The organism is Kribbella sp. NPDC051936, assembly GCF_040680955.1.
Classification (GTDB): domain Bacteria; phylum Actinomycetota; class Actinomycetes; order Propionibacteriales; family Kribbellaceae; genus Kribbella.
On the sequence record NZ_JBFAXS010000001.1, the window covers coordinates 742,975 to 765,489 of the forward strand.

General features: G+C 69.7%; 20 protein-coding genes and 1 pseudogene. 14 read left to right on the forward strand and 7 right to left on the reverse strand.

Annotation, left to right across the window (positions count from 1 at the left end; genetic code table 11):
- Positions 1 to 16 precede the first annotated feature (16 nt).
- The gene (locus AB0L64_RS03895; protein ID WP_359939870.1) at positions 17 to 421 is read right to left on the reverse strand and encodes an SRPBCC family protein; all 405 of its coding nucleotides are present in this window, start codon (positions 419 to 421) and stop codon (positions 17 to 19) included.
- Positions 422 to 423: 2 nt separating this feature from the next.
- The gene (locus AB0L64_RS03900; protein ID WP_363707420.1) at positions 424 to 900 is read right to left on the reverse strand and encodes a MarR family transcriptional regulator; all 477 of its coding nucleotides are present in this window, start codon (positions 898 to 900) and stop codon (positions 424 to 426) included.
- A 162-nt stretch (positions 901 to 1,062) separates the two neighbouring features.
- Between AB0L64_RS03900 and AB0L64_RS03905 the strand changes: the two genes are divergently transcribed.
- Complete coding sequence (locus tag AB0L64_RS03905; protein WP_363707422.1) at positions 1,063 to 2,688, forward strand: long-chain fatty acid--CoA ligase; 1,626 nt, start codon at positions 1,063 to 1,065, stop codon at positions 2,686 to 2,688.
- A 48-nt stretch (positions 2,689 to 2,736) separates the two neighbouring features.
- Here the strand turns inward: AB0L64_RS03905 and AB0L64_RS03910 are convergent, their stop codons facing one another.
- On the reverse strand, positions 2,737 to 3,552 hold the full coding sequence (locus tag AB0L64_RS03910) for a nucleotidyltransferase domain-containing protein (protein ID WP_363707424.1): 816 nt from the start codon (positions 3,550 to 3,552) through the stop codon (positions 2,737 to 2,739).
- A gap of 72 nt (positions 3,553 to 3,624) precedes the next feature.
- Between AB0L64_RS03910 and AB0L64_RS03915 the strand changes: the two are divergent.
- The 5 genes and pseudogenes from AB0L64_RS03915 to AB0L64_RS03935 form a co-directional block, all read left to right on the forward strand.
- Positions 3,625 to 5,775: pseudogene (locus AB0L64_RS03915) on the forward strand (DNA polymerase III subunit gamma and tau); the annotation flags it as partial.
- A gap of 1,274 nt (positions 5,776 to 7,049) precedes the next feature.
- A complete protein-coding gene (locus tag AB0L64_RS03920) occupies positions 7,050 to 7,631 on the forward strand; it encodes a YbaB/EbfC family nucleoid-associated protein (protein ID WP_363707426.1) in 582 nt (193 codons plus the stop codon).
- 1 nt (position 7,632) lies between these two features.
- The gene (gene recR / locus AB0L64_RS03925; RefSeq protein ID WP_355700982.1) at positions 7,633 to 8,232 is read left to right on the forward strand and encodes a recombination mediator RecR; all 600 of its coding nucleotides are present in this window, start codon (positions 7,633 to 7,635) and stop codon (positions 8,230 to 8,232) included.
- Entirely contained in the window at positions 8,225 to 8,869 is a 645-nt protein-coding gene (locus AB0L64_RS03930; protein ID WP_167203751.1) for a DUF5063 domain-containing protein, read from the forward strand. The genes recR and AB0L64_RS03930 overlap by 8 nt, the downstream gene beginning before the upstream one ends.
- A gap of 80 nt (positions 8,870 to 8,949) precedes the next feature.
- Positions 8,950 to 9,603 (forward strand): hypothetical protein, encoded by a 654-nt coding sequence (locus AB0L64_RS03935; RefSeq protein ID WP_363707429.1) that lies wholly within the window; start codon positions 8,950 to 8,952, stop codon positions 9,601 to 9,603.
- 3 nt (positions 9,604 to 9,606) lie between these two features.
- Here AB0L64_RS03935 and dinB read toward each other — a convergent pair whose 3' ends face one another.
- Complete coding sequence (dinB, locus tag AB0L64_RS03940; protein WP_363707431.1) at positions 9,607 to 10,803, reverse strand: DNA polymerase IV; 1,197 nt, start codon at positions 10,801 to 10,803, stop codon at positions 9,607 to 9,609.
- Between the two features lie 87 nt (positions 10,804 to 10,890).
- Between dinB and AB0L64_RS03945 the strand changes: the two genes are divergently transcribed.
- A complete protein-coding gene (locus AB0L64_RS03945; protein WP_363707433.1) occupies positions 10,891 to 12,102 on the forward strand; it encodes an MFS transporter in 1,212 nt (403 codons plus the stop codon).
- On the opposite strand, the gene AB0L64_RS03950 is transcribed toward AB0L64_RS03945, so the two are convergent.
- The gene (locus AB0L64_RS03950; protein WP_363707435.1) at positions 11,985 to 12,545 is read right to left on the reverse strand and encodes a dihydrofolate reductase family protein; all 561 of its coding nucleotides are present in this window, start codon (positions 12,543 to 12,545) and stop codon (positions 11,985 to 11,987) included. The two genes, AB0L64_RS03945 and AB0L64_RS03950, sit on opposite strands and share 118 nt — an antisense overlap.
- A 58-nt stretch (positions 12,546 to 12,603) precedes the next feature.
- Entirely contained in the window at positions 12,604 to 12,924 is a 321-nt protein-coding gene (locus AB0L64_RS03955; protein WP_355700989.1) for a metalloregulator ArsR/SmtB family transcription factor, read from the reverse strand.
- Positions 12,925 to 13,155: 231 nt separating this feature from the next.
- Between AB0L64_RS03955 and AB0L64_RS03960 the strand changes: the two genes are divergently transcribed.
- Positions 13,156 to 14,424, forward strand: coding sequence for an aspartate kinase (locus tag AB0L64_RS03960; protein ID WP_363707437.1), 1,269 nt, complete (start codon positions 13,156 to 13,158; stop codon positions 14,422 to 14,424).
- A gap of 5 nt (positions 14,425 to 14,429) precedes the next feature.
- The gene (locus AB0L64_RS03965) at positions 14,430 to 15,527 is read left to right on the forward strand and encodes an aspartate-semialdehyde dehydrogenase (RefSeq protein WP_363707439.1); all 1,098 of its coding nucleotides are present in this window, start codon (positions 14,430 to 14,432) and stop codon (positions 15,525 to 15,527) included.
- Positions 15,528 to 15,579: 52 nt separating this feature from the next.
- Here the strand turns inward: AB0L64_RS03965 and AB0L64_RS03970 are convergent, their stop codons facing one another.
- Entirely contained in the window at positions 15,580 to 16,569 is a 990-nt protein-coding gene (locus AB0L64_RS03970) for a helix-turn-helix domain-containing protein (protein ID WP_355700992.1), read from the reverse strand.
- Between the two features lie 1,144 nt (positions 16,570 to 17,713).
- Between AB0L64_RS03970 and AB0L64_RS03975 the strand changes: the two genes are divergently transcribed.
- From AB0L64_RS03975 to AB0L64_RS03995, 5 genes are read left to right on the forward strand one after another with little or no spacing between them, the layout of a single operon-like run.
- Positions 17,714 to 18,580 carry an ABC transporter permease gene (locus AB0L64_RS03975; RefSeq protein ID WP_363707442.1) on the forward strand — a complete coding sequence of 289 codons (867 nt, stop codon included), beginning with the start codon at positions 17,714 to 17,716 and terminating at the stop codon, positions 18,578 to 18,580.
- Positions 18,581 to 18,596: 16 nt separating this feature from the next.
- On the forward strand, positions 18,597 to 19,385 hold the full coding sequence (locus AB0L64_RS03980) for an ABC transporter ATP-binding protein (protein ID WP_355700994.1): 789 nt from the start codon (positions 18,597 to 18,599) through the stop codon (positions 19,383 to 19,385).
- 3 nt (positions 19,386 to 19,388) lie between these two features.
- Positions 19,389 to 20,483 (forward strand): glycosyltransferase, encoded by a 1,095-nt coding sequence (locus AB0L64_RS03985; protein WP_363707445.1) that lies wholly within the window; start codon positions 19,389 to 19,391, stop codon positions 20,481 to 20,483.
- Positions 20,480 to 21,802: a glycosyltransferase gene (locus tag AB0L64_RS03990; protein WP_363707447.1), complete on the forward strand. Its 1,323-nt coding sequence runs from the start codon at positions 20,480 to 20,482 to the stop codon at positions 21,800 to 21,802. Before AB0L64_RS03985 ends, AB0L64_RS03990 begins: the two co-directional genes overlap by 4 nt.
- Positions 21,799 to 22,512, forward strand: a complete 714-nt coding sequence (locus AB0L64_RS03995) for a hypothetical protein (protein WP_363707449.1) — start codon at positions 21,799 to 21,801, stop codon at positions 22,510 to 22,512. The genes AB0L64_RS03990 and AB0L64_RS03995 overlap by 4 nt, the downstream gene beginning before the upstream one ends.
- Positions 22,513 to 22,515: the final 3 nt, after the last annotated feature.

Genomic DNA, 22,515 nt, shown 5'->3' on the forward strand with positions numbered 1-22,515 from the left:
GTAGTGCGCGCCCGGCTCAGGCTGTGTGGGCCAGTTGGACCTGGCGGATGCGGTTGGCGAGGCGGGCCAGGCGGATGGTGGCGATGTTCCGGTAGGCCGGGCGGAGGACGGTCGCCAGCGGTCCGGACTGCTCGAACGTATGAGTGACCCGGCTGTCCGCGCCGATCGTCCACGTGCCGACCTCGCGGAAGCCGGGGACCTGCCAGACGATCTCGACGCGGTCCGCCTCGACCACTGTGTATTGCAGCTCGCCGGAGAAGCCTGGACGGACGCGGAGCGCGTAACGGGTCCCGGGGTTGGTCTCGCGGGGGCCGTCGATGGCGAGGAACGCCTCGTTCCACTCCGGCAGGCCGAGGGCGTCCAGCAGCACCTGCCGGATCGCTGCCTGGCCGGCGTGGATGGTCTCGGTGGCCTGTTCCATGACTAGTTCTCCTGATGGGCGAGTTCGGGACCCCGGCGGCGGGCCAGGGCGGCCCCGGTCGGGAAGGCGTCGGCGAGCGAGCGAAGGGTGCTGATCGTCTCGTCGAGTGCCTGGCCGGCGAGACGGTCGTCCATGGTGCGATGCAGCCGGTTCTCCGCGGTGATGATGCGGCGGTGCAGTGCGCGGCCCTGCGGAGTCAGGCTCAGCGTCAGGTAACGCCGGTCGACCTTGTCGACGCCGCGTTTCACCAGGCCCTGCGCGACGAGCCGGTCGACCAGCCTGCTCGGGCTGTTGCCGGTCTCGCAGACGAGCAGCCCGCCGAGGGCGTTGAGCGTCATCGGGCCGTGGTCGCGCAGCACGCGCAGAACCTCCGCCTGTGAAGGCGTGATGCCGAGCGGCCGCAGCTCCGCGGCGAGCAGGCGATTGCCCTCGCGCTGGATGGCCAGCACCAGATAGCGAAGCTCCTCGACAACCTTCATGGCAGACATATTACACGACATGTATGTCGTGTCATCTGTTTGCGGTGAGTGTTTCGTGGCTGTTGCCGGAGGCGACGATTCCGGCAGGGGTCCGGAAGAGTGCCGGAGAAAGTCCGGTTGAGGTCATGGTCAAGGTGACACCGCGGCTGGCACAGTGTCTTCATGAAGGGTCTGATGCAGAGTTACCAGCTGTCGCTCGACACGATCTTCCGTCGGGCCGAGCAGTTCTACCCGGACAAGACCGTCTACACCGGCGGCCCGGCGCCGACCAAGCTGACGTACGGCGAGTGGGCCGACCGCACAAGACGCCTGGGCGGGGTCCTCGACACTCTCGGGATCAGCTCGGACGGCCGTGTCGCGACCTTCGCGTGGAACTCGGGCCGGCACCTCGAGTTGTACTTCGCTGCGCCCTGCACCGGCCGCGTGCTGCACACGCTGAACATCAGACTCTTCCCGGACCAGGTCGTCTACATCGCGAACCACGCCGAGGACGAGGTCGTGTTCGTCGACCGGTCGCTGCTCGGCCTGTTCCTGCCGCTGCTGGAGCGCCTGCCGCAGCTCCGCCACATCGTCGTGATGGACGACCTCCCGGCCGGCGCCCCCGCGGCGGAGATCCCGGACGACCCGAGGTTCCACGACTACGAGGAGTTGCTCGCCGCCGCTCAGCCGGTGGAGTTCCACGTCGAGGACGAGAACCAGGCCGCGGCGATGTGCTACACGAGCGGTACGACGGGTCACCCGAAGGGCGTCGTCTACTCGCACCGCTCGACCTGGCTGCACTCGATCGGTGTCCTGACCAACGCCGGGATCGGACTCGCCGAGACCGACACCGTGATGCCCGTCGTGCCGATGTTCCACGCGAACGCGTGGGGTCTGGCGCACGCGGCGCCGATGGCCGGGGCGTCGCTCGTGTTCCCCGGGCCGGACATGAGCCCGCAGGGGATCCTGAAGCTGCTCCAGGAGCAGGAAGTGACGCTGTCCGCCGGCGTGCCGACGATCTGGCAGGGGCTGCTGCCGCTGCTCGACGGCGTGGAGTTGCCGAAGCTGCGGCGCATCCCGTGCGGCGGATCCGCGGTGCCGGAGGCGCTGTCCGAGGCATTCCGCGCCAAGCTCGGCCGGCCCATCCTCCAGGCGTGGGGCATGACGGAGACGAGCCCGGTCGCGACCGCGGCCCACGTCCCTTCGCGGAACACGGACCTCCCCGAGGAGGAGCAGGCACACTTGCGGGCGCGGGCCGGCCTGCCGCTGCCCGGTGTCGAGGTGCGGATCGTCGAGCCCGGTTCGATCACCCCGCTGCCCTGGGACGACGAGGTGACCGGGGAGCTGCAGGTGCGCGGCCCGTGGATCGCAGCTGAGTACTACCGGCCCGACGACGGTGCGCAGTTGAACACCGAGGACGGGTGGATGAAGACAGGAGACGTCGCCGCGATCGACCGGTTCGGGTCGGTGCGGATCGTCGACCGGACCAAGGATCTGGTGAAGTCCGGCGGCGAGTGGATCAGCTCGGTGGAGCTGGAGAACCTGCTGATGGCGCATCCGGCGGTGAAGGAGGCCGCGGTGATCGGCGTGCCGCATCCGAAGTGGGACGAGCGGCCGCTCGCCTGCGTCGTCCTGCAGGAGGGCACGAGCGCGACCAGCGAGGAGATCCTCGAATACCTCCAGCCGCTGGTCGCGAAGTGGTGGCTGCCGGACGCGGTCGAGTTCATCGACGAGGTGCCGAAGACCTCGGTCGGCAAGTTCTCAAAGAAGGACCTCCGCACCCGCTTCGCCAACTACCACCTGGAGTAGGCAGTTGTTGCCGTGGGCACGAAGATTTCGTGCCCACGGAGACGGTGGTCAGTCGAAGCTGCAGCCGAAGTGGTTCTGGAGGTGCTCGAGGGTCGCGTCGACGAAGGCGGTGGGCCAGACGTTGCCGGTGACCTTGGCCAGCGCCGTGCCGCGGGGGATGAACTGACGGCAGATGTACTGGTTGGCCGCGATGATGTCGGCCGGGTCGGTGCCGGCGGCGGGGATGGATTCCAGGGCGATGCGTTGTTCGTCGGACAGGAGCGCGTTCAAGCGCTTCGCTCCGCTGGTCCGGTGAACGCCGCGCTCGGCGAGCATCAGCGCGATGAGCTGGTCGCGGACGGCGCCAACGCCCTGGTTCGCGACGATCCGCTCGTCCCGCCCGAGAACAGTGACCAGGTTGCCGAGGAAGTAGAAGAACAGATTGACGGCGCGGTCCGGCCAGTACGGTTCGCCGGGTCGGCCGCCTCGAGGTGCGATGTCACCCTCCGGGAACAGCGTGCCCTCCCGGTCGAACAGCACCCGCACCCCGTCGTACTGGAACCGGTCGAACGACGCCAGCGGGTGCACGATCAGATCCACGTGCAGCCAGTCCGGCGTGATGCCCAGCCCGCCGATCAGCCCCGGCAGCCGATCCGCCAGCACGGTCGGTCCGGCGAGCGCCCGTAGTACGTCGGCCCAGTGCTCCTCGAACCACTCGGTGCTGTCGTCGGTCACCACGAGGTGTACGTCGACGTCGCTGAACCGGTCGGCGGCGCCCGTCCCGTAGCTGCCGATCAGGTACACCCCCAGCACCCGCTCGTCGGCGCGCAGGACCTCGGCCGCCCGGGTGATCACCGCCTGCTGCCGCTCGTCCCCAGTCGTCACCCGCACCACCCTAGGTCGCGCGCCGGGCCCCGTGGGCGGGGAATTGTCCGCGGGCGGCGCTAGGGTTGCCGCGTGGAAGCGCCCCTTGCCTTGTATCGCCGGTACCGCCCGGAGACGTTCGCGGAGGTGATCGGGCAGGACCATGTCACGGCACCGCTGCGGAACGCGTTGAGCAACAACCGGGTCAATCACGCCTACCTGTTCTCCGGGCCGCGCGGGTGTGGGAAGACCACCAGCGCGCGGATCCTCGCCCGGGCGATCAACTGTGAGAAGGGCCCGATCGCCGAGCCGTGCGGGGTGTGCAAGTCGTGCACCGACCTGGCACGGGGCGGCCCGGGCAGCATCGACGTCATCGAGATCGACGCGGCTTCGCACGGTGGTGTGGACGACGCGCGTGACCTGCGCGAGCGGGCGTTCTTCGCGCCGGTCGAGAGCCGCTACAAGATCTACATCATCGACGAGGCGCACATGGTGACCACGCAGGGCTTCAACGCCCTGCTGAAGCTGGTCGAGGAGCCGCCGCCGCACCTCAAGTTCATCTTCGCCACCACCGAGCCCGACAAGGTGATCGGGACGATCCGGTCCCGGACGCACCACTACCCGTTCCGCCTGGTGCCACCGAAGGTGCTCGCCGACTACATGGCGACCCTGTGCCAGTCCGAGGGCGTGGCGATCGAGTCGGCCGCGTTGCCGCTCGTCGTGCGGGCCGGTGCCGGTTCGGTGCGTGACTCGCTGAGCGTGCTCGACCAGCTGATCGGCGGGGCAGGCCCGGCCGGCGTGACGTACGAGTTGGCGGTCGCGCTGCTCGGGTTCACGCCCGACTCGCTGCTCGACGCGTGTGTTGACGGGTTCGCGGCGCATGACAGCGCTGCAGTGTTCGAGACAGTCGAGAAGGTCATCGAGACCGGCCAGGACCCGAAGCGGTTCGCCGAGGATCTGCTGCGGCGGCTGCGAGACCTCGTGGTGCTGTCCGCCGTACCGACTGCTGTGACCTCCGGTCTGATCGAGGCCGCCGAGGACCAGGCTGAGCGGCTGCAGACCCAGGCCGCCGGGATCGGTCCGGCGGAGCTGACCCGGGCCGCCGACATCGTCGCGGCCGGTCTGCTGGAGATGCGCGGTGCGACCGCCCCGCGCCTGCAACTCGAACTCATCTGCGCCAAGGTCCTCCTCCCCGGCGCCGACGACTCCACGAACGGTATCCAGGCCCGCCTCGACCGCATGGAACGCCGCCTCGCCATCCCCAGCGGCACGCCGGACTCCGCGACGAGCGCTGTCCAGGGCGCGGGTACGCCGGGGCCCGGTCCGGCGGGCGGCATGTCTGCGCCTGCTCAGGCGGGCGGTGTGTCCGGTCCTGCTCAGGCGGCTGGTGTGTCGGGTGTCGCCGGAGCGGACTCGTACGGCGACGGGAGCGCGCCTGCTGCGGCTGCGACGAGCAGAGCGGCCGCTCGGGCCGCCGCAGGCGCAGGCAACCGCCCCGGCTCCAGCCCCGACGACACAGCATCTGCTGCCTCTACTGCGGGCTCAAGCGCTCCGGCGGCCTCAGTCGAGACCGCCGGCCCTGCGAGCTCAGCCGCGTCCGCTGGTCCAGGTAGGACTGCGGCGGGTGTAGGTGGGACGGGCGATAGAGCTGGCCAGGGCAGTGAACCAGTTGCGGGCGGACCGGTTGGCGCGTCCGGCGGGGCGCGCACTGGTGCCTGGGGTGATGAACCGGCCGGCGCACCGGAGCAGGCAGGCCAGAGCGCGCAGCTAAGCGAGCCCGCGCAGTCGGCTCCGGCCGGCCAGGGTGCTTCGGCGCCTGGTCAGGCGGGAGTGGCGGCCGGTGGGGGTGTCGGGCTGGCTGACATTCGGCGGTTGTGGCCCGAGGTCTTGGAAGCCGTCAAGGCGCAGCGGCGGTTCGCCTGGATCATGCTGAGTCAGAACGCTCAGGTCATCGCGATCGACGACCAGACGCTGACACTCGGTCTGGTGAACGCCGGTGCCCGGGAGAGCTTCGCGCGGTCCGGCAGCGACGAGATTCTTCGCCAGGCGATGATCGACTCGATCGGCATCAACCGTCGTGTCGAGGCAGTCGTCGACCCGTCGGCCGACCCGGGCGCAGGAGGAGGCGGCTCTGCAGGTCGCCCGGGCCCGCAGTCGGGCGGTCCTGGTCAAGCTGGCGGCTCGCAATCCGGCGGGGCCGCTGGCCTCGGCGGATCCAGTGGCCCAGGTTCGGCGGACGGTTCCGGGAGCGGCGCTCCGGGCGGCGGTGGGATTTCGGCGGGTGGTTCCGGGGCTTTGGGTGGGCCAGGTGCGAGCGGACCTGGCGGTCCGAGTGCAGGTGGCGCGGCCGGCGCGGGCGCATCGGGCGCAGGAGATCCCGGGACAGGCGCCAGCGGGGCCGGTGGCACTGGGGCAGGCGCCGGCGGATCCGATGCGGCTGGGCTGGGTGCCGGGGCGGGCGGTCACGGTGGTGCGCCCGATGCCGGTGGCTCAGGTGCGGCTAGCGGGGTCGGCGGAGCGGCCGGCCACGCTGCTGGCGGTGCAGCGGGCCTAGCTGAGCACGGCGCAGCCGGCGGCAGTGCAGCGGGCGCGGCTGGGCCCATTGCGGGCGGCGGCGGCGCGGCTGGAGCAGGTGCGCGCAGCGGTGGTACCGCGGGATCGGCCGGAGCAGATGCCGGCGGTAGCGGCGCAGCGGGCTCGGGTGGACGCGGCGCGGTGGGCTCGGCCGGGCATGGCGCGGGCGGTGGCGGTGCGGCGGGATCGACCGGAGCAGGTGCGGGCGGTAGCGGTGCAGCGGGACCGGCTGGGCGTGCTGCAGGCGGCGGCAGTGCAGCGGGTGCAGCGGGCGCGGCGGGCTCAGCTGGAGCGGGGGCTGCGGGTTCGGGAGCTCGGGGTGGGCGGACTGGGGCCTGGGACGACGGGCCCGGGGCGGCGATTGCTTTGCAGGAGCCGCCGGACGAGTACGACATACCTCCGGAAGACCCGTGGGAAGACGGGCCGATCGCGCGTCAGCAGCCTGCCGCGCAACAGGCCGCGCCGGCGGGGCGACGGCAGACGGGCAGCAAGCGCCGGGCGGCGGAGGCTGCCGTTGCGGCTGAGCAGGCGCGGCAGGCGTCGGCGGCTGCGGCCGCACCCGACGTACCGCTGACGCCTGAGGAGGAGGCCGACGCGATCGGCGAGGACGACATGGTCCTGGAGGACGACTCCCGCTCCCACACCGACCTGCTCCGCGAAACCCTCGGCGCACAGATCATCACCGAAGAACCCAACTAGAACGGCCATCCACAGCCAGGTGGGTCGGGGTCGAGGTGAGGGTCCACAGGATTCACAGGGGTGTGGATAGGGTTGTTCACAGGGTTGTGGAAAAGCGTGGGGAGACTGGTCGGTTTCCGGGCGCGAGGTGGGTTGTCCGGGGGACCGGCTAGTGTTGAGGCTCCGGTGGTTGGCGGTGGGTTTCGCCGACCGGCCGGGCAGGCAGGCTCGGGGCTCGGGAGAGCGGTTCGGACGAGGAGATCGCGGTGTTCGACGGTGGCGGTGCTGGGGGCTTCGACATGTCCAACCTGCTCGCGCAGGCGCAGGCGATGCAGAACCAGTTGATGGAAGCGCAGGCCGACCTGGAAGGTCAGGAGATCGAGGGATCGGCAGGCGGCGGTCTGGTGACTGCCCTGGTGTCCGGCACGGGCGAGCTGCTCAGCCTGAACATCAAGAAGGAAGCCGTCGACCCGGACGACACCGAGACGCTGGCCGACCTGGTGGTCGCCGCGGTCCGGGACGCCTCGGAGAACGCGAAGCAGGCTGCTGCTGCCGCGATGGGACCGCTGGCCGGTGGGCTGGGCGGCGCGTTCGGTGGCGAGGGCGGTTTCCCCGGGTTCGGCGGCGGTGAGTCGTCGGCTCCCGCCGGGTTCGCCCTGCCTGAGTCGCAGACGCCGCAGATCGGTCGGATCGACGAGGACGAGAGCGCTCCGAAGACCCAGGGCCCGGATGAAACAGCCGGGCCGGGCGGGGCAGCGCGGGCCAGCGGTGAGCAGGGCGGTTCGGGTGGCGTCGGGTTCGTGAACCCGGGGAGCGCGGCCGGCGAGCCCGGCCAGAACCCGGGCTGACGTGTACGAGGGGGCCGTTCAGGATCTCATCGACGAGCTGGGGCGGCTGCCCGGTGTGGGGCCGAAGTCCGCGCAGCGGATCGCGTTCCACCTGCTCGCGGCCGACGAGACCGACGTGCGGCGGCTCGCGCACGTGCTCGTGCAGGTCAAGGAGAAGGTCAAGTTCTGCGAGATCTGCGGCAACGTCGCGGAGGACGTGCAGTGCCGGATCTGCCGTGACCCGCGCCGCGACCTGAGTCTGATCTGTGTGGTCGAAGAGGCCAAGGACGTGGTCGCGATCGAGCGCACCCGCGAGTTCCGCGGCCGGTACCACGTGCTCGGCGGGGCGATTTCGCCGATCGAGGGCATCGGCCCGGACGAGCTCCGGATCAAGGAGCTCATGCAGCGGCTGGCCAGCGGCGAGGTGACCGAGATCATTCTGGCCACCGACCCGAACCTCGAAGGCGAGGCGACCGCGACCTACCTGAGCCGCCTGCTGCGGCCCATGGGGTTGCGCGTCACCCGATTGGCTAGTGGACTTCCAGTAGGCGGTGACCTCGAGTACGCCGACGAGGTCACTCTCGGACGGGCATTTGAAGGGCGACGATCGATCGATGACTGAACCAACAGATATTGCGGAACGCGCTTTGGGCACCGACAGCGAGGACCTGACAGAGTTCGCCGAGCAGATCGCCGATCAGGTCCGGAGCTTCCTGATCTCGGTGCGCGACATCGCCGCGCAGCCGGACGAGGACGGGGTCGACGAGGGCCTCGCCTCGCTGCCGTACCTGCTGCTCGAGGTGAGCCAGCTGCTGCTCGCCGGCGGCCGGCTCGGCGCGTTCGAGGACTTCGTGCCGGAGGAGCGTTTCGAGAGCGACGCCGGCCCGGACCCGGACCTGGACGCGATGCGGGACCGGCTCGCGGTGCTCTTCGAGGGCCTGGACGAGTACGCCGAGGTCTTCGACCCGTACGCCGCGCCGCCGGAGATCACCGTCAACCGGCTCTCCGACGACCTCACCGCGATCGCGACCGACCTGGTGCACGGCCTCGCGCACTACGAGGACGGCCGGATCGTCGAGGCGCTGTGGTGGTGGCAGTTCTCGTACGTGTCGACCTGGGGCGCCGCCGCGAGCGCCGTTCTGCGGGCCATCCAGTCGCTGATCGCGCACGACCGGCTCGAGCCGGCACACGACGCGGAGACCGAGGCCACCGACCGCGAGCTGGTCGAGGTCGCCGAAGAGGCCGTGCAGCGCCGCTGACCCGCTGTCGCGAGGCTGGTTGTCCACAGCTCTCCGACAGGCCGTTGGGCGTGACCGGGTAGATCCGGTTGAATGATGCGGTGTCGGTTTTCGAGGTGATTCGGCGGCTTCCGGAGATCGGTGCGGTGCGGCGGGTGAGCCGGGCGCTCGCGGTGCTCGACCTGGTGCTGAACGATGACCAGGACATCCTCAACTTCTACTCCTTCGACGCGCGGTGGTCGCCGACGGAGGAGGCCGCGTTGATGCGGGACGGCTCGGGGAACGGGTACTCGATCGTGTTCTCGCCGGACGGCGCGTTCGCGTACGGGTTCGACCACGAGTCGCCGATGTCGCCGTGGACCACGGGAAAGCTTTGGCCCGGCTTGCTGGACGGTGTGCCAGAGGTCTTCCACTCGGCGCGGGACGACAAGGCGTTCGCGGAACCGAACGGAGTGCCCCAGGCGACAGTCTGTTTTTGGCGTGCGACGGAGGACTCGGCCTGGCGGTGCGGCCCGGTGCACGACGTGGACGCCGACGGGGCCGACTGGTTGTTCGACCTCGTGGCGGACGGCCGCCCCGAGGCGTACCTGACCTTCGCCGAGGACTACTACGAGCGCGCACTGGACCTCGATGCCGTCCGGCACGTGTACGCCCTGATGCCGCTGACGGAGTACGTCGTCACGTCGCTCAATCCCGAGCGGCGGTTGATCGATCTCAAGGAAGGGATCGCCGAAGCCGGTTACCCCCGCAGCTGAGAACTAATCCGGAAGCATCGGCATCTCGAGGCCCTGGGACTTGCCGAGGAGGATGCCTCGGGTGATGGCGTGGGTGCCGAACTTGTCCTTGACCTGGTCGAGGGCGGTGTCGAGCTCGTTGTTGGCGGCCTTGTCGAACGGGAGCGCCAGTTGCAGGGCGGCCTCGTTCTCCAGGTTGCCGACCGAGATGCCGATCATGGTGAGGCCCTGCGTGGTGATCAGCGGCTGTGCCGTGCGCAGCAGCGCGCGGGCGGTGACCAGGATCGCGCGCGTCTGATCGGTTGCCTGAGGCAATGTATGTGACCGGGTCGCGCGGGTGAAGTCGTCGAATCGCAGCCGCAACGTCACCGTCCGGCCGGAGCGCCCGGCGGATCGCATCCGCCGGGTGACGCGGTCGACGAGACCCGCGAGCACGGCGTCCAGCGTCGCCGGTGACTTCGGCGAACGACCGAGAGCCCGTTGGGATCCGATCGAGCGCCGCCGCCGGCCGACCTCGATCGGCCGCGGGTCCCGGTTGTGCGCGAGCGCGTGCAAGTGCCGCCCGGACGCCCGGCCGAGCATCGCGATCAGCGCCGCCTCGGGCAGCATCGCGACGTCGCCGACCTTGGTCAGCCCGCGGTTCCGCAGCTTCTCCGCGGTCACCTCGCCGACGCCCCACAACCGCGAAACGTCCAGCGGATGCAGGAAGTCCAACTCACGGTCCGGTGCGACCTCGAGCAGGCCGTTCGGCTTGGCGACGCCGCTCGCGACCTTCGCCAGGAACTTCGTGCGCGCAACCCCGACGGTGATCGGCAACCCGACCCGCGACAGCACCTCGGATCGCAACCTCGCTGCGATCTCCACCGGCGTGCCGCGGATCTTGCGCAGTCCTCCGACGTCGAGGAACGCCTCGTCGATCGACAGGCCCTCGACCAGCGGCGTGGTGTCCTCGAAGACCTTGAACACGGCCTTGCTGGCCTCGGAGTACGCCGACATCCTCGGCTCGACCACGATCGCGCCCGGGCAGCGACGCAGGGCCTGCCCGCCGTTCATCGCGGTCCGGACGCCGAAGGCCTTGGCCTCGTAGCTGCAGGCGAGCACGACGCCGGCGCCGACGATCACCGGGCGGCCGCGCAGGCGCGGGTCGTCGCGCTGCTCGACCGACGCGTAGAACGCGTCCAGGTCGGCATGCAGGATGGTGGCCCCGCCCGACGACGACACGAACACATGTTCGCATAGACCGCGGACAAAACAGATAGGGAGAATTCCCGACGCGGCAGACATCGATGTCAGGAAAGAATGAGCCTCATGGACCTGACCGCGTACCGCGACCTCTGGAAGACCCAGGGCGTGATGGCGTTGCTCGCCTCCGCCTTGGTCGCGCGGTTGCCGGTGCTGGCGACGATGGTCCCGCTCGCCTTCCTGGCCAAGGATGCCGCCGGCAACTTCGGCTGGGCCGGTGTGGTGGCGGGTGCCTACTCGATCGGCACCGCCGTCGCGAGCGTCGTCTGGTCCCGGATGGCGGACCGCAAGGGTGCGCGCAAGGTCGTGATCGGCACCGGGATGGCCTGGGGCGCGTCGATGGCCGTCGTCGCGTTACTGCCGTACAGCTGGTACCGGCTGCTGCCGGTCGCCGCGCTCATCGCAGGCGTCTGCGTGGCGCCGGTCACCTCGGCGCTGCGTGCCAACTGGCCGCGGATCGTGCACGGCTCGCGGCTCCGGGCGGTCTACTCGCTGGACGCGACCGCGCAGGAGTTGCTGTTCGTCATCGGCCCGATGTCCGGCGCGGTGATCGTCAGCTTCGCCAGTCCGCGCGCGGGTCTGCTGGCCTGTGCCGTCACGGCAGCCGCCAGCATCTGGTGGTTCGGGCTGAACCAGCGCCCGGGTGTCCACCACGACGAGAACGCCGAGCCGCGGCCGACCGCCCGGCAACTCCTGTTCCATCGGCACCGTACGGCGTTGCTGGTCGCCTGGGCGTGCCTCGTGATGGGGTTCGCCGCGATGTCGCTCGGCATGGTCGCGGTCGCCGACCAGCACGGGAACCGCCTGATCGCGGGCGTCCTCGAGATGGTCGCCGCGATCGGCAGCGTGACCGGCGGCATCGTCAACGGCGCCCTGCCCGGCGGCCGGAACTCGTACGTCTGGCGGCGGATGCTGTCCCTCACGGTCCTGGTCACGGGCTGTGTGTTCGTGACGTCGTCCGTGGTCGCGCTGGCGATCATGATGTTCGCGGCCGGCTGCCTGATCGCGCCGACGATCGCGGCCGTGTACGAGCGGATCGGCGAACTGACGCCGAACTCCGCGCACACCGAGATCTTCGGCTGGGCGCAGAGCGGCGGCATGGTCGGCTCCGCGGTCGGCTCGGCCGTCGCGGGGGCCGTGGTGGAGGCGTACGGCGTGCGCTACGCGTGGGTCCTGGCGGCCGGTCTCGGCGTGCTCGCGACCCTGTCCTTGCTCCGCGTCCCGCCCCACCGGCCGGTGGACACCAGTGCCGTCGAGGGTGCGGCGGTCGCGGCGTAACGCATGCGGTAGTTCGCCTCGAGGACGCCGCCGTCGCGGGCGCACATGGAGATCAGGTGCAGGTGCCGCCGGTCCAGGATCATCCCCCGGCCCGCGGCGACCGGGTGGATCAGCAGGGAGATCTCGTCGATCAGGCGCCACCGCAGCAGCGACCGCACCAGCATCAGGCTGCCGATCACCTGCAGGTCGTCGCCCGGAACGGACTTCAGCGCGGTCAGTACCCGGCGTGTGTCGCCCTGCAGCATCTCGGTGCCCGCGCGGGCGACGACAGGGCGCGATCCGATCACGAGGTTCCGGGTGTGCTCGAGTCCGCCGAGCGTACCGGCGTACCGCTCGAAGGTACGGCGGCCGAACAGCACCGTCCCGCCCGACGGCATCAGCTGTCCCAGCGCCGGTTGCGCCAGCCACTGCTCCGGTCGCTCGACGACGCCGTCCTCGGACATGCACAACCTGGCCACGATGTTTCGCATACCAAGTCAGATGCAGCCGGAGCCGCGAAGGTTACGTCCGGCGGCCGCGCTGCAGCTCGGTCTCGAGCGCGTCGAGCCGGTTGGTCCAGAACCCGCGGTACCGGTCGAGCCAGCTGTCGATCTCCCGCAGCGGCTCGGGGTCCACGGCGTACAGCCTGCGGGTCCCGTCGACGGTCACGGTGGCGAAGCCGTTGTCGCGCAGCACCCGCAGATGCTGCGAGACGGCCGGCTGGCTGATGCCGAACTCGGCGCCGATCGTCCCGGCGATGCTGCCCGCCGGGAGCTCGCCGTCGGCCAGCAGCTCCAGGATCCGGCGCCGGACCGGATCGCCGAGGATGTCGAACGCGTGCACCGGGCAAGTATTTCAGCGATGACTTATATGAACAAGTGGCCGGACGGTTTCCGGCCCTGGCCGACCCCGGCCGGGGAACCTTCCGGCCGCGGTCGCGATCGGCCGGACGGCCGGCCCGGGTGCTGGTCAGCCGGTAGGCAACGGTCAGGTCACGGCTAGAATGAGGCGATCGACTACGCCTGGTGCAACGCCGCACGGCGTACCGCAACCAGTGGTTTGAGGAGAAACACTGTGGGACGCGTCGTACACAAGTACGGCGGTTCTTCGGTCGCCGACGCCGATTGCATCAAGCGCGTGGCCCAACGGATCGTCGCGACGAAGAAGGCCGGGAACGACGTGGTGGTCGTCATCTCAGCGATGGGAGACACCACCGACGAACTGATGGACCTGGCCCAGCAGGTCTCTCCGCTGCCGCCGCCGCGCGAGCTCGACATGCTGCTCACCTCGGGTGAGCGGATCTCGGCCGCGCTGCTGGCGATGGCGATCGCGAACCTGGGTTACGAGGCCCGCAGCTTCACCGGCTCGCAGGCCGGCGTGATCACGACCGCCGCGCACGGCAACGCGCGCATCATCGACATCACGCCGGGCCGGATCGAGGACGCGCTGGGCGAGGGCCACATCGCGATCGTGGCCGGTTTCCAGGGCGTCGCCCAGGACACCAAGGACATCACCACGATGGGTCGCGGTGCCTCCGACACCACCGCGGTCGCGCTGGCCGCCGCGCTGGAGGCCGACTACTGCGAGATCTACACCGACGTGGACGGCATCTTCACCGCGGACCCGCGGATCGTGCCGGCCGCCAAGCAGATCTCGAGGATCTCCTACGAGGAGATGCTCGAGATGGCCGCCTGCGGCGCCAAGGTGCTGCACCTGCGCTGCGTCGAGTACGCGCGGCGTTACAACGTCCCCGTCCATGTGCGTTCCTCCTTCTCGCAGAAGGAAGGCACCTGGGTCGTCGATGCGAAGGAACTGGATCAGATGGAACAGGCGATCATCTCCGGCGTGGCCCACGACCGCGGCGAAGCCAAGATCACGGTGGTCGGTGTGCCCGACAAGCCCGGTGAGGCGGCCCGGATCTTCGAGACGGTCGCCGGTGCCGACACGAACATCGACATGATCGTGCAGAACGTGTCGGCGGTCGCCACGAACCGGACCGACATCTCGTTCACGCTGCCCCGCGCCGACGGCGCCCGGGCGATGTCCGCGCTGGCGCGGATGAAGGACGCGGTGGGCTACGAGCAGTTGCTGTACGACGACCAGATCGGAAAGGTCTCCGTCGTCGGCGTCGGAATGCGCTCGCACCCGGGCGTTTCCGCGAAGTTCTTCTCCGCGCTCGCCGACGCCGGCGTGAACATCGAGATGATCTCCACCTCGGAGATCCGGATCTCGGTGGTCGTGGACGAGAACCTGGTGGACGCCGCCGTGACCGCGGCGCACACCGCATTCGATCTGGACGACGAGCACACCCAGGCTGTCGTGTACGGAGGAACGGGACGGTGACCCCTGTGAGCGCTGTGGAGAACACGATCGAGGACCGGAAGGGCCTGCCTTCCCTGGCGGTGGTCGGTGCGACCGGCGCCGTCGGGACGGTGATGCTGACCCTGCTCTCGACCAGGCAGAACGTCTGGGGAGAGATCCGGCTGATCGCCTCCGAGCGCTCCGCGGGTAAACAGCTGGTCGTCCGCGGCGAAGAGGTCGAGGTGATCGCGCTCAGCGAGGACGCCTTCGACGGGATCGACGTCGCGATGTTCGACGTACCGGACGAGGTGTCGGCGCACTGGGCACCGATCGCGGCGGCCAAGGGCGCGGTCGTGGTGGACAACTCGGGCGCGTTCCGGATGGACCCGGACGTCCCGCTGGTGGTCCCGGAGGTGAACGCCGAGGCGGCCCGGAACCGGCCGAAGGGCATCATCTCCAACCCGAACTGCACGACGCTGTCGATGATCGTCGCGATGGGCGCGCTGCACCACCGCTACGAGCTCGAGCAGCTCGTGGTGGCGTCGTACCAGGCCGCGTCCGGTGCCGGGCAGTCCGGGATCGACGCGCTGTACGACCAGCTCACCAAGGTGGCCGGCAACCGGGAGCTGGGCAGCACGCCCGGTGACGTCCGGCGGCTGGTAGGCAACGACCTCGGTCCGTTTCCGGCCCCGCTGGCGCTCAACGTCGTGCCGTGGGCCGGATCGCTCAAGGACGACGGCTGGTCGTCGGAGGAGCTGAAGGTCCGCAACGAGTCTCGCAAGATCCTCGGCCTGCCGGACCTGAAGGTCTCCGCGACCTGTGTGCGGGTCCCGGTCGTCACCACGCACTCGCTGTCGGTGCACGCCCGGTTCGTCCAGGAGGTCGACGCCGACGGCGCCCGCGAGGTGCTGCGGGACGCTCCCGGCGTGCTGCTCTTCGACAACCCGGCCGAGGGCGAGTTCCCGACGCCGGCCGATGTCGTCGGCACCGACCCGACCTGGGTCGGGCGGGTCCGCAAGTCGCTCGACGACCCGAACGCGCTGGAGCTGTTCGTGTGCGGCGACAACCTGCGCAAGGGCGCGGCCCTGAACACGGCCCAGATCGCCGAGGTCGTCGCCAAGGAGTTCATCCCGGCGGAAGCCTGACCGGAACGCCGAAGGGCCCGCACACCAGCGTGTGCGGGCCCTTCTGCGTTCCTCAGAGCCAGTTCTCGCGGGCGGCGTGGAGGGCCAGCTGGAAGCGGGTGCTGGCGCCTGTGCGGTTCATGAGGCGCTCCAGGTAGCGGAAGAACGTGCGGCGGCTGATGCCCAGCGTGCGGGCGATCGTGTCGTCCGCGGCGCCGGTGGCCAGCAGGGCGAGCAGGCGGCGCTCGATCGGCTCCAGGCGGTCGTCCTCCGCGCCGACCGACGCGTGCAGCGGCAGCGCGTTGCGCCAGCACAGTTCGAACATGCCGATCAGCGCGGTCAGCAGGCTGCTCGGCCGGATGATGAGCAGCGACCGGTTCACGTCGGTGTCGCGCGCCGACATGGACACGAACGCGATCGAGCCGTCGATGATGGTCAGCTTCGCCGGTACGTCGGGCAGCACTCGCGCCTGCTCACCCGCCTCGACGCACGGGAGGATGTTCTCGGTCAGGTAGCCGGGCACCTCGACCGACTCCGGCGAGTACACGACCCGGTACGAGACGCCCCTCTTGAGCTGGTCGATCTCCTCCTGGTTCGGGCCGCCGATGTAGTACGGCGGGGAGTCGATCGCCAGGATCTCGCGTTGGACGCCGCCCTTGATCTGGTGGATCCGCTCGACGATCGCGCTGCCCGTGACCACCTCGATCAGGTGCGTCGTCGACTCGTTGTGCACGGTCCGGCGGAACTCGTCGTACGCGTTCAGGACCTCGATCCGGGCCTGCTTGAGCTCGGACTCGCGGCGCAGCGTCATCGCCTCCAGACCCGCGTCCGGCGGGACCGGCAGGTACCGGGAGTGGTCCGAGCCGGACCGGCGGGCCAGGCCGGCCTGCACGAGTCCGCCGAGGGCGGAGTCGATCGAACGCTCCCGGTCGGGAACCGCGTCGTCCAGCTCGGTGATCGACGACGGGCCGGTCCGCAGCAGATGCTGGTAGACCCTGATCTCGTCGTCGTTGAGCCCGAGCACCCTCAGATGACCGACACGCTCCGTGTCCGCTGCGCTCACAACGCCGCCCTCCCTTCCGACTGCTGTCACCGTCCGCAACCGCCCCTCCAGCGTAGACGGGGCGTTCCAGCGCCGTCGGCACGGTCCGTGTCGACGTGTAAACACGCAGCGATATTTGTTGTCCTGTCAGCATTCTTGTGCCGTGTCACCATCTGGCCACCATTTCCGCGCAGTCGTGAGCGAGAATTGAGGTCCAGCAGCCCGGCGACGGACCACCTGAGCGCCGCCGGGCTGCTGTTCCAATTCTGGCCCGAGTTGGCTGTCTCGTCAGCGGAGCCTGTTTCGGTTGGGTCTCGATCCCGGCGCATCGGTGCCCTCGCACTTCCGTGCCATCACCCGCTGTGCCGGAGGGTGTACAAACTGTGGCATCTCCAATCGTGAGGCCGATGAGGAGGAGTGCCCGATGCGACCGGTTCCGCCGTGTACCGCCGCCCCTCGCGTCGTGGCTGCCGTCCCCAGCGCCCGGGCTGCCCGGTGTGCGCTGTCCTTCTCCGGTCTCCGGTCCGCCCCCACACCTGCTGCGCGCACCTGCCGGCGTACGCAGCACCTCTGGGGACGGACTGATGGCGCGATGACCGCCGCCCTGGTCATCGTGCCGGTCGATCCGGACGTGTCCGCATCCGCCCACCGCGGGCACCGGACCGGATCGACGGTGGAACCCCGGGAGGTGCCGACGGGTACTCCGTGGATGGTGAGGCTGTCCATGGGGAGGGCGGACGTGCTGTTGCGTGACACGTCCGCCGCCGGAAGGCACTTCCTGGGGTCTCATCGGTGACTGTCTGTCCTGGTGGGACAGGTCACGTCAACTTGGCGCGGGTGGGTAGCGTCGTACATCGTGAATTGACGGCGATTTGACTTGCCCGCAAGGCGTTTTGGTCGTCGCTGGCTGTCAAATGTATATTCCGGATAACGATCGGCGAAGGACGACGCAGGTGTTGTGGACGCAGCGGGGTACGACGTTTGGTAGCCGTCCGTACGTCGTTGCTCACTAAGGAGGACCGCTGTGTCGTCGGCGTCCGTGCCGATCCGCTACTCTGCTTCCCGGTCCGCGTGGCACGTCGCCGTACCCCGGGCGGCAACCGCCGAAACCCAGGTGATCGGCCATTGTGGATCCAACTTTCCGGCAGAGAGAGGCATCGCCTGAATGAACGCGACTAGCGTCGACGAGGAGTTCAACCCGTCGGTGCACGTGTACGAACCACACAAGGTCGGACTGCCGGCACTGCGCCCGTACTTCAAGGCGCTGTGGCAGCGGCGGGAGTTCGCGGCGGAGATGTCCCGGACGAACATCCGGGCGGCCAACACGAACACCTTCTTCGGACAGGTCTGGCTGGTGCTCAACCCGCTGCTCCTGGCCGCGGTGTACTACCTGTTGGTCGACATCATCGCCGGTGGCAGCGGCAAGGTGGATGCGGCCGAGCGGTTCGCGCACATGTGCGGCGGTCTCTTCGCCTTCTATTACTTCTCCGGTGCGATGACGGCCGGTGCGGCGAGCGTGGTCGGCGGCGGCAAGCTGCTGATGAACATGTCGTTCCCGCGGATGCTGCTGCCGCTGTCGGCGGTCAGGACGGCGTTCTTCCGCTTCCTGCCGACCCTCGCGGTGTACCTGATCATTCACGTCGCGATGCGGCAGCCGCTGAAGTGGCAGATGCTGCTGGCCCCGGCGTTCCTGATCATGCTGACGGTGTTCGCCGCCGGCATGGGCATGATCTTCGCGGCCCTGCAGGTCTACTTCCGCGACACCACCAGCTTCCTGCCGTACTTCGTGCGGATCTGGCTGTACCTGTCGCCGGTGCTGTGGTTCGCCGAGCAGGCCCCGGCGAAGTTCAAGGGCTTCATCCAGTACAACCCGCTCTACTCGCTGATCGGCGGGTGGACCGACCTGCTGGTCCGCGGCGACATCCCGAAGTGGCAGATGTGGGCCGGCGCCGGGTTCTGGGCGATTCTGGCCTTCGTGGTCGGCTCGTTGTTCTTCATGTCGAGGGAGCGTGAGTTCGTTGTCCGTCTCTGAGACCGAGAAGAAGCCCATGCAGAAGACCCCGACGGGCATTCCGGCCGTCAAGGTGCAGGACGTCTCGATCACCTACCGGACCACGTTCGAGCGGGTGCCGACGTTCAAGAGCGCGATCGTCCGGCTCGGCCGCGGCGAGCGCGCGGTGCGCGAGGTCAAGGCCGTCCAGAACGTGTCCTTCGACGTCGACCACGGCACCACGATCGGCATCATCGGCGCGAACGGCGCCGGCAAGTCGACGCTGATGCGGTCGATCGCCGGCATCCTGCCGCCGACGTCGGGCCGGATCGAGGTGCACGGCCGGGTGTCCACGCTGCTGGCCCTGGGCGTCGGCTTCAACGCGGCGCTGTCGGGCCGGGAGAACGTCGTCCTCGGCGGTCTCGCGTCCGGGCTGAGCCGCAAGGAGATCGAGGCGAAGTACGAGGAGATCGCCGACTTCGCCGAGCTCGGTGACTTCATGGAGATGCCGATGCGGACGTACTCGTCCGGCATGTTCAGCCGGCTGGCGTTCTCCGTCGCGGTGCACATGGACCCGGACATCCTGCTGATCGACGAGGCGCTGTCCGCCGGTGACGCGTCGTTCAAGACCAAGGCCGCGGCGAAGATGACCGAGCTGGTCACCAACAGCCGGACCATGTTCCTGGTCAGTCACGCGATGAGCAGCGTCCGCGAGCTGTGCAACGACTGCATCTGGCTGCACAAGGGCAAGCTGATGATGCGCGGCGAGCCCAACGAGGTCATCCAGGCGTACACGAAGTTCCTGCAGGTCGGCGAAGCAGAAGCTGTCTCACTCGAGGACCTCTGACCAATGTCACGCAGCACCGCGCCGGACGTGGGGATCATCACGACCGGCCACGACGTGGCCGATGCGCGCCTGCACAAGATCACCGCGGCCCTGCAGCACCGCGACCTCACGGTCGAGCTGTGGGGCCTCGGTGATGCCGAGGGCGGACCGGCCGGCGCGGTCGTGCACGCCGGGCCGCGCGGCAACATGGTGCAGCGGCTGGCGCGGACCGCCGTCCTGCCCTGGCGGACCAAGGCCAAGGTGGTGATGACGGTCGACCCGGACATGATCCCGGTCACCCGGCTGGTCACCACGCTGCGGCGGCGCAAGTTCGTCGTCGACGTGCACGAGGACTACGAGCGGCTGCTGGCCGACCGCGCCTGGGCGCAGGGGCCGGCGGGACTGCCGGCCCGGCTGATCGTCCGCGCGGGGTCGAAGCTGGCCGCGGGCGCCGATCTCACGGTGGTCGCCGACTCGCACCTCGCACCGCACCAGGCGAAGCACCGCCTGGTGGTGCAGAACCTCCCGGATCACGGCTTCCTGGCGCCGTCCCCGCCGATCGGCACACCGCGCGCGGTGTACGTCGGGGACCTGCGCGCCAGCCGGGGTCTGTTCGACATGGTCGAGACCGTCGCCGCGGCGCCGGACTGGTCTCTCGACCTGGTCGGCCCGGTCGCGCAGGCGGACCGGGACCGGCTCGAATCCCGCATCACGCAGCCGGACCTGGACGGCCGGGTCCGGTTGCACGGGCGCCAGCCGCCTGCCGACGCCTGGCGGATCGCGCACGGCGCCTGGACGGGCCTGGCCATGCTCCAGCCCACCCCGGCGTTCGTGGAAGCGATGCCGTCCAAGATCTACGAGTACCTCGCCAGCGGCCTTCCCGTGCTGTCCACCCGCCTGCCCCGGCAGTCGAAGGTGATCGAGGAGTCCGGTGGCGGAGTACTGGTGGACTCGGTGGCGGAGGCGTCCGAGACCCTGCGGCGCTGGTCCGCGGATCCCGGTGAGCTGGAGAAACTGCGCGACCACGCGCTGCAGTGGGCAGCCGACCATCTGCCCACGAACACGCCGTACGACGACCTGGCCGACGCGATTCTCAATCTCTTAAGAGGAACTGCATGACCGACCGCCCACACCTGTTGTACGTCGCCTGGGGCTTCCCGCCCTGCCGTGGCGGCGGTGTCTACCGGGCCCTGGCCACGGCCAACCGGTTCGCCGCGCTCGGCTGGAAGGTGACCGTGCTGACGGCCGACCGCGACACGTTCTTCCGGTTCACCGGCGCGGACCTGACCCTCGAGGAGCGGGTCGACCCGTCCGTCGAGGTCGTCCGGGTCCCGTTCGAGTGGCCGATCCTCGAGGCCGATCTGCGCAAGTGGTCCAAGCGCCGGGCGCAGAACCCGAAGCTGTGGAGCAAGTGGCGCACCAAGCAGGACCAGATCCCGTTCCCGGAGAGCGGGTACGGGCCCTGGCGCTCGGTGATCGAGAAGGCCGCCGAGCAGATCCACAAGGCGCACAAGGTCGACCTCACGGTCGCCACCGCGAACCCGCACGTCGCGTTCACCGCGGCGTACCACCTGCACAAGAAGTTCCAGGTGCCGTACGTCATGGACTACCGCGACGCCTGGCTGCTGGACGTCTTCACCGGCGACCGGCTGCACGAGCCGAACAGCCGTGCGGCCAAGTGGGAGAAGAAGCTCGTCGAGTCCGCTCGCGAGGTCTGGTTCGTCAACGACCCGATCAAGGACTGGCACGAGAAGCTCTACCCGGCGCACGCCGGCAAGATGCACACCGTCGCCAACGGCTTCGACCCGGACCTGGTGCCGGACACCCAGGACCGCGGCGCGGTCACCGACCGGCCGCTCGTCTTCGGGTACGTCGGCACGGTGTCGCCGAAGGTGCCGCTGAAGGAGTTCGTCGAGGGCTGGCAGCTCGCCAAGGAGCAGTCCGAGGAGCTGGCCGGCGCGAAGGCGAAGATCCACGGCTACCTCGGGTACTACGCGCAGCCGCGGGCCGACATGCTCGCGACGATCAACGGCGCCGCCGACGCCGGTGTCAGCTACGAGGGCCCGGTCGGCAAGGCCGAGATCGCCAAGGCGTACGACGAGTTCGACGCGCAGCTGCTGATGCTGGGCAAGGGGCGGTACGTGACCAGCGGCAAGGTGTTCGAGTACCTCGCGACCGGGCTGCCGGTGGTGTCGGTGCACGACCCGGAGAACGCGGCGTCCGACGTCCTGCGCGGGCACCCGCTGTGGTTCCCGGTCGCGGACGTGACGCCGGAGGCGATCGCGGCGGCGCTGATCGAGGCGGCGCACGCGGCGCGTACGGCCGACGAGGGGATCCGGGCGAAGGCGCGAGAGTTCGGTGCGTCGTACCGGCGGGACCTGCAGCTGGATCCGCGGATCGAGGCGCTGGCTGCGAGTGTGAAGGGAGTGGCGGCATGAGCAACGTCGTTTTGCTGTCGACGCGGCGGCTGCCGCCCACGTACTTCGACCAGGTGCGCGAGGACCTCGGCGACCAGAACATCACCATCGACGTCGTCGGCTGGGTCGCGCCGTCGGCGTGGGTGGCCGACAAGGTCAACACGTTCACGCTGATCGGCCCCGGCCGGATGCCGGCCGAGCCGGCCCCCGAGCCCGAGCCGGCCGAGTCCACGGACGAGGCCCCGGACGCCGTCATCGCCCCTGAGGCGGTCGCGGACCCCGAGGCCGTCGTCGCCGACGAGGCCAAGATCGCCCCGGCCGCCGCCGAGGTAGCCGCAGCCGGCGCTGCCGCCGCCTCCACCCCGGCTGCCGCGGCGAAGCCGCGGCCTACCGGGGCCAAGCGGGTCGTGAAGGCCGTGGAGTGGCGGGCCCGGAAGGCGCGCAAGGTGGCGGGCAGGATGTTGCCGAAGGCAATCAAGACCTCCGCGCCGGTGAAGTTCCTGAGTGGGAACCGCGCGAACAAGGATCTCGGCAAGACCTACTGGGAGCGGGTGCTCAGCCGTCGCGACGTGCTGACGACCATCGACCAGGCCGATGTCGTGATCGCACTGGACGCCGGCGCGATCTGGGCCGGCTGGAACCTCGGCCAGCGCAAGGCCGGCACCCCGGTGGTGCTGGGTCTGCCGGCCGCCCGCCGCGAGCTCGACATGATGAAGGCCCCGACTACGTAATGG

Bases quoted from the DNA above. Each gene is read 5' to 3' on its own strand.
- AB0L64_RS03985 (WP_363707445.1), top strand. From the start codon at position 19,389: ATGTCACGCAGCACCGCGCCGGACGTGGGGATCATCACGACCGGCCAC.
- AB0L64_RS03930 (WP_167203751.1), top strand. From the start codon at position 8,225: ATGACTGAACCAACAGATATTGCGGAACGCGCTTTGGGCACCGACAGC.
- AB0L64_RS03905 (WP_363707422.1), top strand. From the start codon at position 1,063: ATGAAGGGTCTGATGCAGAGTTACCAGCTGTCGCTCGACACGATCTTC.
- AB0L64_RS03945 (WP_363707433.1), top strand. From the start codon at position 10,891: ATGGACCTGACCGCGTACCGCGACCTCTGGAAGACCCAGGGCGTGATG.
- AB0L64_RS03900 (WP_363707420.1), bottom strand. From the start codon at position 900: ATGAAGGTTGTCGAGGAGCTTCGCTATCTGGTGCTGGCCATCCAGCGC.
- AB0L64_RS03975 (WP_363707442.1), top strand. From the start codon at position 17,714: ATGAACGCGACTAGCGTCGACGAGGAGTTCAACCCGTCGGTGCACGTG.
- AB0L64_RS03950 (WP_363707435.1), bottom strand. From the start codon at position 12,545: ATGTCCGAGGACGGCGTCGTCGAGCGACCGGAGCAGTGGCTGGCGCAA.
- AB0L64_RS03980 (WP_355700994.1), top strand. From the start codon at position 18,597: ATGCAGAAGACCCCGACGGGCATTCCGGCCGTCAAGGTGCAGGACGTC.
- AB0L64_RS03895 (WP_359939870.1), bottom strand. From the start codon at position 421: ATGGAACAGGCCACCGAGACCATCCACGCCGGCCAGGCAGCGATCCGG.
- AB0L64_RS03990 (WP_363707447.1), top strand. From the start codon at position 20,480: ATGACCGACCGCCCACACCTGTTGTACGTCGCCTGGGGCTTCCCGCCC.
- AB0L64_RS03995 (WP_363707449.1), top strand. From the start codon at position 21,799: ATGAGCAACGTCGTTTTGCTGTCGACGCGGCGGCTGCCGCCCACGTAC.